The 17,197-nt window shown below is 59.2% G+C and carries 15 protein-coding genes and 1 riboswitch; of the genes, 6 read left to right on the top strand and 9 right to left on the bottom strand.

Translation table 11 applies throughout. From position 1 onward, the window contains the following. Window positions 1-14: 14 nt before the first annotated feature. Window positions 15-545, bottom strand: a complete 531-nt coding sequence (locus QPL96_RS10170) for an RNA pyrophosphohydrolase (protein WP_117619536.1) — start codon at window positions 543-545, stop codon at window positions 15-17. Between the two features lie 173 nt (window positions 546-718). Between QPL96_RS10170 and QPL96_RS10165 the strand changes: the two genes are divergently transcribed. Beyond that, on the top strand, window positions 719-1,375 hold the full coding sequence (locus QPL96_RS10165; RefSeq protein ID WP_303287269.1) for an HAD family phosphatase: 657 nt from the start codon (window positions 719-721) through the stop codon (window positions 1,373-1,375). Between the two features lie 74 nt (window positions 1,376-1,449). Here QPL96_RS10165 and QPL96_RS10160 read toward each other — a convergent pair whose 3' ends face one another. The 3 genes from QPL96_RS10160 to QPL96_RS10150 all read right to left on the bottom strand — a co-directional run bounded on the left by QPL96_RS10160 (window position 1,450) and on the right by QPL96_RS10150 (window position 4,269). Continuing rightward, window positions 1,450-2,646: a class I SAM-dependent rRNA methyltransferase gene (locus QPL96_RS10160; protein WP_303287268.1), complete on the bottom strand. Its 1,197-nt coding sequence runs from the start codon at window positions 2,644-2,646 to the stop codon at window positions 1,450-1,452. A 293-nt stretch (window positions 2,647-2,939) separates the two neighbouring features. Further along, window positions 2,940-3,332, bottom strand: coding sequence for a glycine cleavage system protein GcvH (gcvH, locus tag QPL96_RS10155; RefSeq protein ID WP_303287267.1), 393 nt, complete (start codon window positions 3,330-3,332; stop codon window positions 2,940-2,942). A 46-nt stretch (window positions 3,333-3,378) separates the two neighbouring features. Further along, on the bottom strand, window positions 3,379-4,269 hold the full coding sequence (locus QPL96_RS10150; protein WP_303287336.1) for a LysR family transcriptional regulator: 891 nt from the start codon (window positions 4,267-4,269) through the stop codon (window positions 3,379-3,381). 120 nt (window positions 4,270-4,389) lie between these two features. Here QPL96_RS10150 and metE point away from each other — a divergent pair, with 120 nt between their 5' ends. After that, window positions 4,390-6,669 carry a 5-methyltetrahydropteroyltriglutamate--homocysteine S-methyltransferase gene (metE, locus tag QPL96_RS10145; protein ID WP_303287266.1) on the top strand — a complete coding sequence of 760 codons (2,280 nt, stop codon included), beginning with the start codon at window positions 4,390-4,392 and terminating at the stop codon, window positions 6,667-6,669. On the opposite strand, the gene cpdA is transcribed toward metE, so the two are convergent. From cpdA to thiC, 4 genes are all read right to left on the bottom strand, one after another. Beyond that, the gene (gene cpdA, locus QPL96_RS10140) at window positions 6,663-7,469 is read right to left on the bottom strand and encodes a 3',5'-cyclic-AMP phosphodiesterase (RefSeq protein WP_303287265.1); all 807 of its coding nucleotides are present in this window, start codon (window positions 7,467-7,469) and stop codon (window positions 6,663-6,665) included. The two genes, metE and cpdA, sit on opposite strands and share 7 nt — an antisense overlap. A gap of 204 nt (window positions 7,470-7,673) precedes the next feature. Next, the gene (locus QPL96_RS10135; RefSeq protein ID WP_303287264.1) at window positions 7,674-8,159 is read right to left on the bottom strand and encodes a DUF1249 domain-containing protein; all 486 of its coding nucleotides are present in this window, start codon (window positions 8,157-8,159) and stop codon (window positions 7,674-7,676) included. Then, window positions 8,159-8,776, bottom strand: a complete 618-nt coding sequence (locus QPL96_RS10130) for an NUDIX domain-containing protein (RefSeq protein WP_303287263.1) — start codon at window positions 8,774-8,776, stop codon at window positions 8,159-8,161. The genes QPL96_RS10135 and QPL96_RS10130 overlap by 1 nt, the downstream gene beginning before the upstream one ends. Window positions 8,777-9,009: 233 nt before the next feature. Beyond that, complete coding sequence (thiC, locus tag QPL96_RS10125; protein ID WP_303287262.1) at window positions 9,010-10,887, bottom strand: phosphomethylpyrimidine synthase ThiC; 1,878 nt, start codon at window positions 10,885-10,887, stop codon at window positions 9,010-9,012. A gap of 77 nt (window positions 10,888-10,964) precedes the next feature. Further along, window positions 10,965-11,078: riboswitch (TPP riboswitch) on the bottom strand. A gap of 174 nt (window positions 11,079-11,252) precedes the next feature. Between thiC and QPL96_RS10120 the strand changes: the two genes are divergently transcribed. Beyond that, a complete protein-coding gene (locus QPL96_RS10120; protein WP_303287261.1) occupies window positions 11,253-12,656 on the top strand; it encodes a TolC family outer membrane protein in 1,404 nt (467 codons plus the stop codon). 50 nt (window positions 12,657-12,706) lie between these two features. Here QPL96_RS10120 and waaA read toward each other — a convergent pair whose 3' ends face one another. After that, window positions 12,707-13,960 carry a lipid IV(A) 3-deoxy-D-manno-octulosonic acid transferase gene (waaA, locus tag QPL96_RS10115; RefSeq protein WP_303287260.1) on the bottom strand — a complete coding sequence of 418 codons (1,254 nt, stop codon included), beginning with the start codon at window positions 13,958-13,960 and terminating at the stop codon, window positions 12,707-12,709. Between the two features lie 121 nt (window positions 13,961-14,081). On the opposite strand from waaA, the gene lpxL reads away from it, so the two are divergent. Genes lpxL through QPL96_RS10100 form a run of 3 tightly spaced genes read left to right on the top strand, consistent with a single transcriptional unit; the run spans window position 14,082 to window position 17,182 of the window. Next, a complete protein-coding gene (gene lpxL / locus QPL96_RS10110; protein ID WP_303287259.1) occupies window positions 14,082-15,029 on the top strand; it encodes an LpxL/LpxP family Kdo(2)-lipid IV(A) lauroyl/palmitoleoyl acyltransferase in 948 nt (315 codons plus the stop codon). Window positions 15,030-15,080: 51 nt separating this feature from the next. Then, window positions 15,081-16,070: an ELM1/GtrOC1 family putative glycosyltransferase gene (locus QPL96_RS10105; RefSeq protein WP_303287258.1), complete on the top strand. Its 990-nt coding sequence runs from the start codon at window positions 15,081-15,083 to the stop codon at window positions 16,068-16,070. Then, window positions 16,067-17,182, top strand: a complete 1,116-nt coding sequence (locus QPL96_RS10100; RefSeq protein WP_303287257.1) for a glycosyltransferase family 4 protein — start codon at window positions 16,067-16,069, stop codon at window positions 17,180-17,182. The genes QPL96_RS10105 and QPL96_RS10100 overlap by 4 nt, the downstream gene beginning before the upstream one ends. Window positions 17,183-17,197 lie beyond the last annotated feature (15 nt).

The following is a 17,197-nucleotide window of genomic DNA, read 5'->3' as shown; positions in this document are numbered from 1 at the left end:
GCGGTGTCAGTCCGTCATTTCTGTTGTTCCTTTAAACGCCGGTTCTGCTCCGCCCGATGCCACTGTTCCATGTTGTAGAACAGCCGCGGCGCAAGCTCTCTCAGCGCACGTCGATACACTTCACGCTTGAATGAAACCACCTGGCCCAGTGGATACCAGTAGCTTACCCACTGCCACCCGTCGAACTCCGGTGAATTCGTGCCGTCCACGCAAACCTGCGCATCCGGCGATAACATCCTCAGCAGGAACCATTTCTGTTTTTGACCCACACAAACGGGAAGCGAGTTGTGGCGTACCATCCTCCTCGGGAGTCGATACCTCAGCCAGCCCCGGGTGCAACTGATGATTTCCACATCGTTCGCACACAGGCCGATTTCCTCTCCAAGCTCCCGGTACAGTGCTTCCTCGGGTGATTCATCATGCTTGATACCACCCTGTGGAAACTGCCAGGAATCCTGCCCTATTCGCCTTGCCCAGAGAACTTCTCCCCTGTGGTTGGCCAGAATGATTCCGACGTTGGGTCTGAAACCGTCTGAATCGATCACGGCACAGTCCTCTTAAAAGTCGGTAGACCAGTACAAAAATTCACCGGTCAGATTTGCCCAAGTTGCTCTCATTCTTACAGAATCCCAAGGGTTCGGCAAACGGAGCCGTTGAGGACAGGTCGTGTTAGACTTCGCGCTTTCCCGCAGGCCCTTTGATCACTGGAGGTAACAGCTTGACGCTCGCAATTTTTGATCTGGACAACACCCTTCTGGCCGGCGACAGCGACCATGCCTGGGGTGAATTTCTGGTAGAGCAAGGCATTGTGGATGCCGAGGAATATCGCCTTGCCAATGACCGCTTCTATCAGGAATACCTGAACGGCGAGCTGGATATCCTGCATTACCTCGGTTTTGCCCTTCAGCCCCTGGCCAGCCATAATATGGGCGAGCTGCTGGCCTGGCGGGAGGCGTTTATGGCGAAGAAAGTACGCCCCATGATGCAGGCCAGCGCGGAAGACCTCCTGAACAGCCACCGGGAGCGGAGCCACACCCTGATGATCATTACCGCCACCAACCGCTTTGTGACTGAACCCATTGCCGAAGCCCTCGGCATTGAACATCTTATTGCCACCGAACCCGAACTGGTGAACGGCCGCTACACCGGCGAAGTGGCGGGAACCCCGAGCTTCCAGGATGGCAAGGTCGAACGCCTGAACGACTGGCTGGAAGCCCATGGCAGGACACTTGAAGGCGCCTGGTTCTACAGCGACTCCCACAACGACCTGCCGCTGCTGAAGAAAGTGGACAACCCGGTAGCCGTCGACCCGGATCCGGCTCTGGAGAAATTCGCCCGGGACAACGGCTGGAAGGTGATGTCACTGAGGGTCTGAACATGGGGTCTGAACATGGGGTCAGATGAAAGCTTTCATCTGACCCCGACTTCCTGACCCCGACTTAACCGGCTTCAGAAGAACCCCGTCAGTGAGCGGACAAAACAGGACTTGATGTAATCAGTCTCGGGAATCCCCGGAATCACCGGATGATCCGGGGCCTGATGCCCCTGCTCCAGCAACTGGACAAAGCGGTCAATCTTCCGGCCGCTGCCCCGGATGATGTCTACCAGTTTCTCCTGCGACAGATGCATCGAACAGGACGCCGAAACCAGCACCCCGTTCCGCTCCAGCAAACGCAGGCCAAGCTGGTTCAACCGCGCATAGGCCTCTTCCCCCGCCTTCTGGTCCCTGCGCCGGGGAATCAGTGCCGGAGGGTCCAGCACCACGATGTCGTACTTTTCCTTCTCATCCGCCAGCGCCTTGAGCGCCTCAAAGGCATCACCTTCAATGGTTTCCACATTTTCCAGGCCATTGAGACTGGCATTGTGGTGAACCGAATCAACCGCGCCGGCCGAACTGTCCACACAGGTCACCTGAGTGGCCCCGGCACAGGCCGCCTGAATCCCCCAGCCACCAACATAGCTGAACACATCCAGAACCCGCTTGCCCGGCGCATAGGCCTGCAAACGGGCCCGATTCATCCGGTGATCATAGAACCAGCCCGTCTTCTGGCCACCTTCCAACGGCACCTCGAACCGGACGCCGTTCTCCTCAACCCGCAGCAGACTGACCTCCGGACCATGAGCCTGCTCCATATAGCTCTCCAGCCCCTCGACCTTGCGCATCTTGCCATCGTTCTTGAGGATGATCGCCTCCGGATGCACCAGACGCTGAACCGCCCGCACAACCGCTTCCTTCATCAACTCCATACCGGCGGTGGAAATCTGCACCACCACCGTGGCATCAAACCGGTCGATCACCAACCCCGAAAGCCCATCACTGTCGCCAAACACCCAGCGGTAAAACGGCTTGTCAAAAAGCCGGTCCCGCAACGCCAGCGCCGCCTCCATCCGCTGGGTCAACCGCTGCGGCGTCATACCATGGCCGGGGTCCCGACTGATCAGCCGGCCGCAGATCAGCGCATGGGGGTTCACGAACACTGTCCCCAAAGGCTTGTCATTCGAAGCCCGGAGCTCCGCCTGAGCACCGGCCTCAAAATCCGTCAGCGGACTGCGGCGAGTATCCACCTCGTTACTGTATACCCAAAGGTGGCCAGCACGGAGACGGCGCTCCGCGCCTTTGCGTAGATAGAGGACAGGGAAGTTCATAACGACCACCAGGCAGAGAAAAATTCGGGGCGAGGATTATACATGAACGGGTGAGGACAACACCCAAACTACGGGAGCAAGCGGGCTGGGCTTTCGAAAACTGTGCGGAGCCATGGGTGAAGAGTGATAACTCTTCACGGGCTGGCCAAGGATGGCCTGCCCAGGACCCTCAGCGCGACGCAGGAGCATTTAGCGCTGAGGGGCGGAGCCCAAGCGTCACATGGACGTGCCGCAAGGAGCGTGTTTTCGTAAGCCCTGCCCGCGCGCTCCTGCAAGGAGATCAACAGGTGGTCTTATCCCTCTGCAGCCACATGTTCCGCATAAGCCGCTGAATCCATCAGGCCATCCAGCTCCCCGGCATCCTCGAGCCTGACTTTGTAAAGCCAGCCGTCGCCATAAGGATCCTCATTGACCTTCTCCGGCTCATCCTCAAGGCTCTCATTCACCTCGATGACCTCACCCGTCACCGGACTGAACACGTCCGAAGCTGACTTGACAGACTCCGCCACACCAGCCTCTTCACCGCCGTTTACAGTTACGCCCACGTCCGGAACACCGATATAAACCACATCGCCCAATTGCTCCTGGGCAAAATCGGTAATGCCCACCGTTGCCGTGCCATCATCGGCGACGCGAACCCACTGGTGGGTCTCAATGTATTTCAGGTCTGCGGGTATCTCACTCATAGTCTGGTTTCCTGAACGAATTTTTTGCGCAGTTTAACCGAAGACGTTAACGCCAGCGAATCTCACGTGCCAGCTTCATGAACGAATTCAGGTAATCCACCGCCCGATCCCGTTCGCGAAGACCCAGAAAGATCTGTTTGGGAATACCTTCCTTGCCAAGCTGCACAGCCCTTACCGGGATCCGCTCCCCGTAATCTTCCACCAGCCATCGTGGCAAGGCCGCCACACCGCGCCCTGCTGCGACCATCTGAAGCATGATGTCCGTGGTTTCAATGGTTTTATGCCGCGCCGGGCTGGTCTGGGCCGGCAGGAGAAAACCCGTGTAAATATCCAGCCGTTCAATCTCCACCGGGTAGGTAATCAGAGTCTCGTTCTCCAGATCCTCTGGTTCTGCCCAGAGCTTGCCTGCCAGCGGATGATCCGCCCCCACCACCAGCACCTGCTCATAGTCGAACACCGGCTCAAAGACCAGACCAGGACGATGCAAGGGGTCCGGCGTCACCAGCATATCGATATCGTGCCCAAACAGGGCACCAATGCCGCCGAACTGGAATTTCTGTTTCACATCCACATCCACACCGGGCCAGTGTTCGAGGTATGGCCCTACCACTTTCAGCAGCCATTGGTAACAGGGGTGGCACTCCATCCCTATGCGCAGCGTGCCATGCTGGCCTTTGGCAAACTGACCAATCAGCATCTCCGCATGCTCCATCTGCGGCAACAGCCGGTTGGCGAGTGACAGTATGTACTCACCCGACTGGGTCAGCCGCAGCTGTCGGCCTTCCCGCACCCATATGTCTGTACCCAATCGCTGTTCCAGCTTGCGAACGGAATGGCTCAGGGCAGACTGGGTCAGGTGTAGCCGCTCGGCCGCCGCTGTCAGGGACCCCTGCTGATCCACCGCCCTGAGAATTTCCAGATGACCACGCTCAATCATTTTACCCCCGAACATGATCCAATTTCATTGATACCTGAAATTTTACCATTATTTTTCATCTCGCCAGAGCGATAACCTGACTTCTCCTGTAAACACCATATTTGAGCAAAGGACAACACCATGGTAACCACACACAATCTCGGCTTCCCGCGCATTGGCGCCCGCCGGGAACTGAAATTTGCCCAGGAAGCCTTCTGGAAAGGGCAAATCACCGAAGAAGAACTGCAAATCACAGGTACTGACCTGCGCCGACAACACTGGCATAGCCAACGGAATCTGGATCGCGTTCCAGTCGGCGATTTCTCGTTTTACGATCAGGTACTGGATATGAGCTTCACCCTGGGCAACCTGCCCAAGCGGGTGAAAGAGACCGGAGGCAGCACGCTCGACCGGTATTTCCGGGTGGCCCGGGGCCGCTCCGGGCAGGAGTTTTCCTGCTGCGGCGTGCAGGCGGGGGAAATGACCAAGTGGTTCGACACCAACTATCACTACATCGTACCGGAATTCCAGCGGGACACCCGTTTCCGGCTGAATGCCGACCGGCTGGTTGAACAGATCGCCGAGGCCCGGGCCCAGGGCCTTTCCCCGAAGCCGGTCATCATCGGGCCGGTGACCTATCTCTGGCTCGGCAAAGCCAAAGATGAGAGTGACCGACTGACGCTGCTGGAGTCACTTCTGCCCGTTTACTCAGAGCTTCTGGACCTGCTTGCAGACCACAGCGTTGACTGGGTCCAGGTGGACGAACCCGCCCTTGTGACCGACCTGGATGCAGACTGGCGCCATGCCTTCAGTCTGGCCTACCACCACCTCAAAGCCAGTACGCCAAAGCTGTTGGTAACCACTTACTTCGGCGAGTTGCGGGAAAACCTGCAGCTGGCATGCGAACTGCCCGTGGCCGGGCTGCATCTCGATGCCATCAGCGCCCGCCAGGAGGTAGCCCGGGTAGCCGACTGGCTACTACCGCACAAGCAGCTTTCCCTGGGCGTGATTAACGGTCGGAATATCTGGCGGACCGATCTGGAAGAAACCCTGGACTGGCTGGAACCTGTCCACGAAAAACTGGGAAATCGCCTCTGGCTCGCGCCATCCTGCTCGCTGCTGCATGTGCCTGTGGATCTCGCCAGCGAAGAGACCCTGGACCCGGAAATCCGCAGCTGGCTGGCCTTCGCGATCCAGAAACTGGATGAGCTGAACATTCTCGCCACTGCCCTGAATCACGGCCGAACGGCCGTTCGCAAACAGCTGGCGGAATCGGCGGCAGCCGTCAGCAGCCGGAAAACATCCGAACAAGTCCATAACCCCTCTGTCCGGGCCCGAACCGCAGACATCAGCCCGGCGCTCGGTCAGCGGCGAAGCCCCTACCCGGAACGCACCACCGCCCAACAGCAGAAGCTTGGCTTGCCGTGTTTTCCCACAACCACCATCGGGTCTTTCCCCCAGACACGGGATATCCGCCAGGCCCGCCTGCAGTTTCGTAAGGGCGAACTGACAGAAGCCGCCTATACACAGCGTATTCGCGAAGAGGTGCGCCACTGCATTGCCGAGCAGGAGGCCCTTGGGCTCGATGTTCTCGTGCACGGTGAAGCCGAACGCAATGACATGGTCGAGTATTTCGGCGAGCAACTGGCCGGCTACGCCTTCAGTCAGTTCGGCTGGGTGCAGTCCTATGGCTCCCGTTGCGTGAAACCACCGATACTGTTCGGCGACATTTCCCGCCCGCGGGCCATGACCGTCGAGTGGATCCGTTATGCCCAGTCCCTTACCGAGAAACCGCTCAAAGGCATGCTGACCGGCCCCGTAACCATTCTCAACTGGTCTTTCGTACGCGACGACCAGCCCCGCCGGGAGAGCTGTCAGCAACTGGCACTGGCCATCCGGGAAGAGGTGCTTGATCTGGAAGCCGCCGGCGTTGGCATTATCCAGATTGATGAAGCGGCCCTGCGGGAAGGCCTTCCGTTACGGAAATCGGACTGGAACGAGTACCTGGACTGGGCGATCCAGGCGTTCCGTATTGCCGCCAACGGCGTTCGCGACGAAACCCAGATACACACCCATATGTGTTATTCCCAATTCAACGACATCATCGAAGCGATTGCTCGCATGGACGCGGATGTCATTACCATCGAAACCTCCCGTTCGGACATGGAACTTCTCGATGCATTCCGGGGCTTCCAGTATCCGAACAGCATCGGCCCCGGGGTCTACGATATCCACTCACCCAACATTCCGGACAGCGAGCAGATCAGGTCTCTGATGGTGAAGGCGGCAGAGCGGATACCGGCAGAGCGGCTATGGGTAAACCCGGACTGCGGCCTGAAAACCCGTCAGTGGGAGGAAGTCATTCCGGCCTTGAGAAGTATGGTGGCGGCAGCCCGGGGGTTGCGGGAGGGAGTTCAGTAACCGGTGCTGTTCTGGTCCAGCTCGAACTGAAAATCCGTGGCCCGGCAAACTTCCGTGGTGAAGTCCCCGGTGTCATGGAACTCGAACCAGCGATAACCCGGCGGCAAGTTCTCAACCGAGAACTTGCTGGAACCAGAGGTGAACTGAATGCAGGTGGACGGCGTGGCCATCAGTTGCACGCCCTTGCGCTCCCACTCATGTTCCTGGTGAATATGCCCCCACAAAACGATCCTGACCTGGGGGAACCGGTCCACCACCTGCCAGAAGGCATCCCGGTTGGTGAGCCCGATCTTCTCCATCCAGTCAGATCCGATGTCTACCGGATGATGGTGCAAGGCAACGACGGCTGGCAGGTCCGGATGCTGCTCCAGGGTTTGGGCCAGGAACTCCAGCTCCGAATCGGCCAGGGCACCAGAGACCTTGCCGGGCACCGAGGAATCCAGCATGACGAACTGCCACCCGCCCTGAATAACATGGCGGGCACTGGCACCATACTCGCTGGCAACCCGGACCAGGTTATCAACATGGTCGTGGTTACCCGCGATCCACACTGAGGGGCAGGAAAATACCTGAAGGCTCTCGCCGAACCCGCGATAGGCATCCACCGAACCATCCTGGGCAAGATCCCCGGTGGCCAGGATCAGGTCCGGCTGGCCGTGAGCCTTAAGTACCTCACCGATAACCGCCTGCAGGCTTTCCCGGGTCTTAACCCCCAGCAGGTCTCCGTCGGCCCGGGCCATCAGGTGCGGATCGGTCAGTTGCAATACCCGGAGTGGCCGGGTCAGTTCCTTCGTGGTCATGGCTTTCTGGATCTACTCGCTGGCAATACTTGGTCTGGGCACAAGTGTACGACGCCGGTTCCCGGATTTATCACTTTCGAATCGAACTGGGGTCACATTCTGGCCAGGCCCTGACGATATATTGCAATTTTTGACAACTATGACACATCGGGGAGCCATGGCCACACCACTTTAGTCCTGCCTGCCCTGCCTTAAAACGTCGTCTCAGTCGACGCCTTCACCGGCAGACCAGAAAGCATGTTCCATGGGAAGGTGGCCAAAACGCAGACAGTAATCCAGCCACTCGGCGAGGAAGCTATTGACCTGGACCTTCTCGTCCGGGTGGTGCATAAAACGGTTGGGGTAGTCATTCACAGGGGCAATCTGGCGATCCCGATAGCAACTGATGACCTCGGCCATGTTGGCGTCGTGGTAAACCCGCACGGTCATCTGCGGGTTATTGAGCCAGCGCCCGGAGTTGTGAACCTGCTCAAGAAACAGGGTTTCGGTGAATTTCGCGGTCTGCAGCACCTGAATCCGGACCCGTCCCAGATAGTGATTTTCCCGGTGCAGCTCAAATTCAGAAACGGGTTTGCCGTCCACTTCCAGTTGCCGCAGTTTCTGCAAGCGCTGATAGTTGCCGTCACACAGGGCACCAAGCTGCCTCAGGTCCGGAACATATCGCCTGGGTTTCATGGTCCACTCACCCATTACTGCCACCCTTTCCCCAAGCGGGCCCGATTCAGTTCGAGCCACTGCAGGGCAATAATGGCGGCCGCATTGTTGATGCGGCCATCGTGGATCATCGCCATGGCATCTTCCGAGGAAACGACGTGGACGCGAATATCCTCGTGTTCGTGTTCCATGCCATAAAGACCGCCCGCATCTTCCGTGCTGACACGGCCACAGTACAGGTGAATCATCTCGGTGCTGCCACCAGGCGAAACCAGGTAATCGCAGATCTTGTCCAGCCGCTCAAAAGTAAGCCCGGCCTCTTCCTGCCCTTCCCGCCGGGCAACCTCTTCCGGGCCTTCGCCGTCTTCGTTCATGCCGGCGACCAGCTCCAGCAACCATGGCGACTGGTTGCGGCCCAGCGCACCGAGGCGAAACTGCTCCAGCAGCACCACTTCGTCCCGTTCCGGATCATAGGGAAGCACGCAGGTGGCATCGCCCCGGATGAAGAGTTCCCGGGTAAACACGGGCATGTCGCCGCCATCAAAACGCGGGTGTGTCAGCCAGAGCTTGTCCATGCGGAAGAAGCCCTGGAAGACGGTTTCGCGTTTTTCGACTTTGACGTCGCTGGCTTTAAACTGGAACGGTTTGGTCATCTTTCATCCGGTTGTTGAATCGACTTTGAACGATAGCTGTTGGCTGTCTCTTATTGCAAGCCCCTTGCTCCTGGCTCGAGTGCAAGGCCAGTGTTGGGCTGGTGTCCCTGTTCAGGAGTGTGCGGAGCCAGGGATGGCGGAGCCCAAGTCGCACAGGGATGTCTTGAGACGTCTCCTGAACAGGGACACCAGCCCGGCTCACAGCACCGATCTGTCAGGCTAGATACAATGCCTCAGACCTTGTCATAAAGCTTTCCACCAGACTCTACAAACTCTTTGGACTTCTCCTGCATGCCCGCGTCAATTGCAGTAACCTCATCAAGGCCATGTTCCCTGGCATAATCCCGAACCTCCTGGGAGATCTGCATGGAGCAGAACTTCGGGCCGCACATGGAGCAGAAGTGGGCCACCTTGGCGGATTCCTTCGGCAGGGTTTCGTCGTGGTAGGCGCGGGCCGTGTCCGGGTCCAGGCCGAGGTTGAACTGATCTTCCCAGCGGAACTCAAAACGGGCCTTGGAGAGGGCGTTGTCGCGGATCTGGGCGCCCGGGTGGCCCTTGGCCAGGTCGGCGGCGTGGGCGGCGATCTTGTAGGTGATGATGCCGGTTTTCACGTCGTCCTTGTTGGGCAGGCCCAGGTGCTCTTTGGGGGTCACATAGCAGAGCATGGCGCAGCCATACCACCCGATCATCGCCGCGCCAATACCGGAGGTGATGTGATCATAGCCCGGAGCGATGTCGGTAATCAGCGGGCCGAGGGTGTAGAACGGCGCTTCGTCGCAGCACTCCAGTTGTTTGTCCATGTTCTCTTTTACCAGATGCATGGGCACGTGGCCGGGGCCTTCGATCATGCACTGGACGTCGTGTTTCCAGGCAATTTTGGTCAGCTCACCCAGGGTTTCCAGTTCGCCGAACTGGGCCGCGTCGTTGGCGTCGGCGATGGAGCCGGGGCGCAGGCCGTCGCCGAGGCTGAAAGAGACATCGTAGGTTTTCATGATTTCGCAGATGTCTTCGAAATGCTCGTACAGGAAGCTTTCCGTGTGGTGAGCGAGGCACCACTTGGCCATGATCGAGCCACCCCGGGAAACGATGCCGGTGGTGCGCTTGGCGGTGAGCGGCACGTGGTGCAGGCGGACGCCGGCATGGATGGTGAAGTAATCCACACCCTGCTCGGCCTGTTCGATCAGGGTGTCCCGGAAGATTTCCCAGGTCAGGTCTTCGGCGACACCACCGACCTTCTCCAGTGCCTGATAGATCGGAACAGTGCCGATGGGTACCGGGGAGTTGCGGATGATCCATTCCCGGGTTTCGTGGATATTCTTGCCGGTGGACAGGTCCATGATGGTGTCGGCGCCCCAGCGGATGCCCCAGGTCAGTTTCTCGACCTCTTCCTCAATGGAGGAACTGACCGCCGAGTTGCCGATATTACCGTTAATTTTCACCAGAAAGTTGCGGCCAATGATCATCGGCTCGGATTCCGGATGGTTGATGTTCGCGGGGATGATGGCGCGGCCGCGGGCCACTTCGTCCCGGACGAATTCGGGGGTAATCCGGTCCGGCAGGCCCGCACCGAAGGACTGCCCGGGGTGCTGGTCTTTCAGCAAACCCTGCTCCCGGGCTTCCTGCAGCTTCATGTTCTCCCGGATGGCGACGTACTCCATCTCCGGGGTCACGATGCCCTGTCGGGCGTAGTGCATCTGGGACACATTGCGGCCCGCCGTGGCCCGAAGCGGTTTGCGCTCGTCCGAGAACCGGAGCGGGTCAAGCTGGGGGTCTTTCATGCGGCGGCGGGTGAACCCCGAAGAATAGTCCGGAAGCTGTTCCACATCACCGCGTTCGGCAATCCAGGCGGCGCGGACTGGTTTGAGGCCTTTACGAAGATCAATAGCAGCGTCAGGGTCGGTGTAGGGGCCGGACGTATCGTAAACAAACACCGGAGGGTTTGGCTCGCCGCCCATCTCCGTGGGCGTGTCCTGCACGGTAATTTCCCGCATGGGTACCCGCAGATCGGATCGGCTACCCTGCACGTACACTTTTCGTGAGCCTGATAATGGTTTGATGGCAGCGGAATCCGCCGCTGCGGATTCACTGAGATAGGCTGGCAAGTCCGTCATGGTCTGCTCCCGGTGTTATAAGGTTGTCGGGTCGCGTATGACGGGCCTTCCGGTACGGAAGAGGCTGGAACCAGCGCTTTTTGAATGGTCTTAATCCCTACGCCGGTATTATCCGGATCAGGTTGCGGGTTCCGCACTGCAATCTCAGCCAACCACCGGCTCCCGGTGTATCAGCACCCCGTCAAGACGCGAACCGTTCACAAAATGAGTGAACTCTGCAAGTGTAGAGGCGGAGGCGTTTATTGTCCATAATGAGCACCCAATACCTTTGGGTCACCGTCGGCACCGGCCCGTCCCTTGAACATCGGCCTTCCGACCCCCTATCCAGATCAGGGATACCCGGAGATAGTCTGTCAGGAGAAACAATGAATAAACGTTTACTTCCAGGATTGATCAGCCTGCTCGCAGCCCAGCCTGCGTTCTCACTGAATCTGATGGAAACCTATGAAAAGGCATTGTCCTATGACTCCGGCATTGCCTCGTCCCTGGCGCGGTTCCAGGCGCAGCAGGCAACCAGCGATGTCAGCAAGAGCTCCCTGCTGCCCAAAATCTCGGCGGTTGGGTCAGCAAGTTACACAAGCTTCGAGCCCAGGAGTGTACCGGGGGGGGCAAACGCCGATGAGCTGACGCGGCAACTCTTCTCGGGAGACAGCTATCGAACCTACCGCTACGGTGTCGAACTGACCCAGCCACTGTTCCGGGCCCAGGACTGGTTCAGCTACGAGGCCAGCCAGTTCCAGACCGAGGCGGCCGAGGCCGAGTACAACCTGGCCCAGCAACAGCTGATTCTGGATGTGGCAACCGCCTACTTCGATGTCTTGCGCGCCAGGGACACTGTCACAACCGCGAAAGCGACTGAAACGGCCATACAGCGCCAGTACGAACAGGCCCGGGAACGGTTTGACGTGGGGCTCATTGCCATCACCGAAGTCTATGAAGCGCGTGCCAGCTACGACGATGCCAGGAGCCAGCGCATCACCGCCGACAACGATCTGAATGTGGCCAGGGAACAACTGGCCCGGTTAACCGGAGAATATCCGGACGTCATGGAAAACCTCAGGCAGAATTTTCCGCTCGGACGGCCGGAGCCCATGGATCCAACTTCCTGGGAAACAACCGCCGTGGAGCAGAACTGGTCCATTCAGGCGGCCCTGAGGCAGTTCAGTGCCAGCGAAGCGAGCCTGAAAGCGGCAAAGTCCGGTCATTTACCAACCCTTGATCTGAGCGCCTCATACCGGGAGACCAGTCTGGAGAACGCCCTTTTTACCCAGCAGGAGGGCACCCAGTCCATTGCCTCACTGTCACTGACCATCCCGCTCTACACGGGCGGCGGCACCCAGGCCGGTGTCCGGGAACAGCGCTCGCTGGTCAGCGCCGCCGAACAGGACCTGAATACCGTGCGCCGGGACGTACGCGTAAATACCCGGAGCCTGTTCCTGACAGTCAACAACAATATAGAGACCGCTTCGGCGCTGGAACAGACCATCATCTCCCGCCGCAGCGCCCTGGACGCTACCCGCGCCGGCTATGAGGTTGGAACGCGCAATATTGTGGAGGTGCTGGATGCGGAACGGGCCTATTATGTTGCGCTTCGGGATTACGCCAACGCCCGCTACGATTATGTGATCAACTCGCTTCAGCTCAAACAGGCCGCCGGAATCCTGACCCCCGGGGATCTGATCGACCTGAACAACTGGCTGAGCGCCGCTGCCCCCGGAATCGAGGCCCTGGCAAACGAGGAAGAAACGCTGGACGACCCTACCCAGTAACCGCAAAGGCGGGTGAACCGGTTCACCCGCCTGGTGCGCCCAGCCTGGCCTCAGACTCGCTCAATGATCCCGTCGACCACCTTATCCAGGGCGCCCCGGTTTTTGTTGACCACCGCCAGGGCCCGGTGGCCGATGGCCTGGCGTTCTTCGTCATCACTGAACAGTAATGACACGTGAGCCGCCAGCTCATCCGCATCGCTGACCAGCTTGACACCCTTGTCATCAAGCAGTCGCTGGTAGATGGTTTCAAAATTGAAAATGTAGGGCCCTGAAAACACGGGAATACCCCAGCCGGCAGGCTCCAGGGGGTTATGCCCGCCGCGCTCGATCAACGATCCGCCGACAAAGGCCAGATCACTGGCTCCATACAACATCATCAACTCGCCCATGGTATCCCCGAGATAGACCTGCACCTTGCAGGGATCGTCTCCCAGTGACCGGCGGGCGAGTGTGAGCCCCTTCCGGACCGTTTTCTCGGCCACCGACTCAAAGCGATCCGGGTGCCTGGGAACCAGAATCAGCAGAGCGTCTGGATGTTTTTCCAACACCTTAAGATGTGCCAGCAACAATTGCTCATCCTCGCCGCCATGTGTGCTACCGGCAATCCAGACCGGCCGGCCAGCCAGGCCCTGCCTGAGGGCAACGGACGCTGCCCGCACCTCATCCGGAATATCAACATCGAACTTGACGCTCCCCGTCACGGCCACCTTCGATGGCGCAACACCGATTCTCCGGAACCGGTCGGCATCTTTCTCCGCCTGAGCGGCCACCCAGCTGATGCTCTGCATGATGGGTACTGCAAGGCCTCGTATGCGCTGGTACCCGCGCGCAGAACGCTCGGAGAGACGGGCATTGATCAGAAACACGGGAACCTGGCGAGCCCGGCACTGACGAATCATGTTCGGCCAGATCTCAGTTTCCATAATAACCAGTATCCGGGGATTGACCCGGCCCAGGAACCGCCGGATGGCGCCCGGCGTGTCGTAGGGCGCGTAGGCATACCGCACCTGATCGCCGAACAACTTACGTGCCTGGGCCAGCCCGGTATCGGTCATGGCGGTCATCAGGATGGTGATGTCGGGGCTCCGTGCCAACAGGCGCCGGACCATCGGGGCTGCGGCAATGGTTTCGCCCACCGAAACCGCGTGCACCCAGACCACGGATCCGGAGGCCACCGGCACCAGCCCGAGGCGCTGGAACCAGTTTCGTCGCAGCTCCGGCGCGCGCCGGCCGTGCCACCACAGACGCAGCAGAATAAACGGCAGAAGCAGCCTTATCAGCTGGGAATAGATAAATTGCAGCACACAGGACTCCGGGCAAATCAGTGCGCTATCATAGCGCAAAACCCATTGATTTGCTTCCGATTGATCAGACCGGCCACCATGGCACGATTGATCAATTCAGACTTGGCAGGGCCCGCTTTACGTGAACAGGAAATACCGCAAACTACCGCGAAATACGGATTACTCCGCCTACCGCCACCCCCGTTGGTGGCCCACCTGGCTGGGAATCTCGTTGATGTGGTGTGTATCCCGGCTGCCGATCCGCATCCAGTGGTGGTTAGGCAAGCTGGCCGGCTTATTGGCGGAACGCCTTGCCCGGAGTCGCCGGCACATTGCCGAGGTCAACATCCGGCTTTGCTTCCCGGAGCTGACCGCCGCCCAGCAGTCCGCCCTTGTGCGCAAAGCCTTTATCGCCAATGGCATCGGCTTGCTGGAGCTGGGCATTGCCTGGTTCCGCAACCCGGCCAGGCTGACAGGCATTACCCGGGTCCATGGACTGGAGCATTATGAGCAGGCCCTCACCAAAGGCAAAGGCGTCTTACTGCTCGGCGGCCATTACAGCACCCTGGACCTGGGCGGGAGTCTGGTAACCGAGTTCATCGAGGCAGACGTTATGCAGCGGGATCACAACAACCCGCTGATGAACGCCGTGATGACGCGGGCCCGCGAACGTCGCTATGGCAAGGTGCTGGGCGCCAGGGACCTCCGGGGCCTGTTCCGCAGCCTGAAGAAAAACCGGGCAGTCTGGTATGCCACCGATCAGGATTACGGCCGCAAGGACATCGTGTTCGCCCCATTTTTCGGCATTCCCGCCGGCACGATTACCGCTACTTCACGTATCGCCGAACGCAGCGGATGCAAAGTAGTGCCTTTCAGTCACTTCCGCCGGGAAGACGGCCCCGGGTACGATATCTATTTCCACCCGGCTCTGGAGAATTTTCCCAGCGGGGATGACCTACAGGATGCAACAGCGATCAACCAGACTATCGAAAGAGAAGTCCGGCGCGCACCGGATCAGTACCTGTGGATGCACCGGCGCTTCAAGACGCGTCCGGACCCGGACGACCCCGGCTTTTACGGCCGCCGCTGAACCCTATAACCCCGGGGCAACAAGGAGGCGGGCATTCAGTGCCTGACAACCATGCCAAAGCCCAGTGAACAGGACTCAGCCGCACCGGTGGTGTGGCTTCTGACCGACAACAAACCGGGCCACCGGAACCAGCTGAAAGGTCTTGGCAATCGACTTCGGGTGCTCGCCGGAGCAAGCCTGTACTGGATCGACGCCTCTGCAATAAAGGTCCCGATCTGGCGAACCCTGCTGGCCATTGCGCCACCCATGGAACCGGCACTGCCCCACCCCGGTCTTGTGATCGCAGCCGGGGCCGGCACGCACCGGCTATTACTTTCCCTGCGGAAGCTCAGGGGAACCAGAACACTGGTCATCATGAAGCCCGGCTTCCCGCTGTCACTGGTCAGCGGTGCCCTGATTCCTGCCCATGACCGTGTCCAGCCCGATTCCCGGATATTCATTACCGAGGGTGTTGTGAATACCATAACGCCTCTGGCAAAAATCACCGGAAAGCGGGAGGCGCTTTTGCTGATTGGCGGACCTTCACCTCATTTTGACTGGGAGGATGATGCCATCTTCGGGCAGGTGTCCCATCTGATCGGGCAATATCCGGACTGGCGCTGGACCATCAGCAGTTCCCGGCGAACTCCGGAAGCGCTTCGGGACCGACTGGGCGAACTCGCCGGGTTGCGCACTACCGTCGTTCACCCGCAGCAGACTCATGAGGACTGGCTCAACCCTCAGCTTTCTGCCTCACGGGCGGTCTGGGTGACGCCAGACAGTATGTCCATGGTGTGCGAGGCGGCAACCTCGGGTGTTCCGACCGGGCTTTTCGAGTTATCCGCCAGGCCCGGCAGCCGGGTGGCCGAGGGCGTGGACCGGCTGGTCCGGGAGGGATACATTGGTCAATGGCGCGACCATGCCAGCGTTATGGCCGGCAAGGTCAGCCATGATCACACCCTCTGGGAAGCCAATCGTGCCGCCACCTGGGTACTGGAACAGGGACTTCTGCCACAGTATCACAAAGCCAACCAACGCCAGTACAAGGGGGCCAAGCGTTGAAAATTCTCCAGGCACTGCCAGCGCTATACAGCGGTGGGGTGGAAAGAGGAACCGTGGAGTTCGCCGCAGACCTCGTCAAACGTGGCCACGAATCGTTTGTGGTTTCAAAAGGTGGCCCCATGGCCGAGCAACTCCGCGGCCAGGGCTCGAAACACATATTCATGCCCATACACCGGAAAACACCTGCGTCTCTCGGGCAGATCCTGCCCATGCGAAAACTGCTGCTGGCGTTGAAACCGGACATTGTGCATGTCCGCTCCCGAATGCCGGCCTGGATCATTTTTCTGGCCCTGAAAAGCATTCCCGCCCGTGAACGCCCTGCTGTCGTGTCCACCTTTCATGGCATGTACTCGGTCACCCCCTACAGCGCGATCATGACCCGGGCTGATCACATAATCGCCGTGTCCCAGTGTGTGCAGGACTATGTTCTGAACAACTATCCCGTGCCGGAAGAAAAACTGACGGTCATCCAACGGGGCGTGGATGTGGATGCCTTCCGCCAGCGGGAGCTAACGTCACAATGGCTGGACCGCTGGTTCCGGCAATACCCCCAATTGGCCGAACAGAAAATCATCATGATGCCCGGTCGCATCTCACGCTGGAAAGGCCAATTAGACTTCCTGGCCATGATGGCGCAACTGGTGCGGGAACGGCCAGATTGCCATGGCATCATCGTGGGCGGCGCCGAACCCGGCAAGGAACATTTCCTGGAAGAGCTGGAGAAGAAGCGCGCCCACCTGGGCCTGACCGATAAGGTCAGCTTCCTCGGCCAGCGCAACGACATGACCAACCTGTACCTGCTTGCGAATGTGGTCTGCCACATGAGCACCAAACCGGAGCCCTTTGGCAGGACAGTGACCGAGGCTTTGGCCACGGGAACGCCCGTCGTCGCCTATAATCGGGGAGGCGCAGCGGAAACCTTGCAAGCCTGCTTCAAGGAAGGACTGGTGTCACCGGACAATATCGGGGGCTTCGCCCAGACCGTATCCCGGCTTCTGGATTCCAAACCGCCGGTGATCGACATTCCCTACCGGTTCCGTCTTGAGGCGCAAACAGAGGCGACGTTGCAGGTTTACGAGAAAGTACTGAAGCAGCCCGCCCACCAAACATGAATCCGCCGAGACGAT

Source organism: Marinobacter sp. SS8-8 (genome assembly GCF_030540945.1).
Lineage (GTDB): Bacteria > Pseudomonadota > Gammaproteobacteria > Pseudomonadales > Oleiphilaceae > Marinobacter.
Note: the sequence above shows the minus strand (reverse complement) of the source record. Positions and strands in the feature narration are given on the sequence as shown.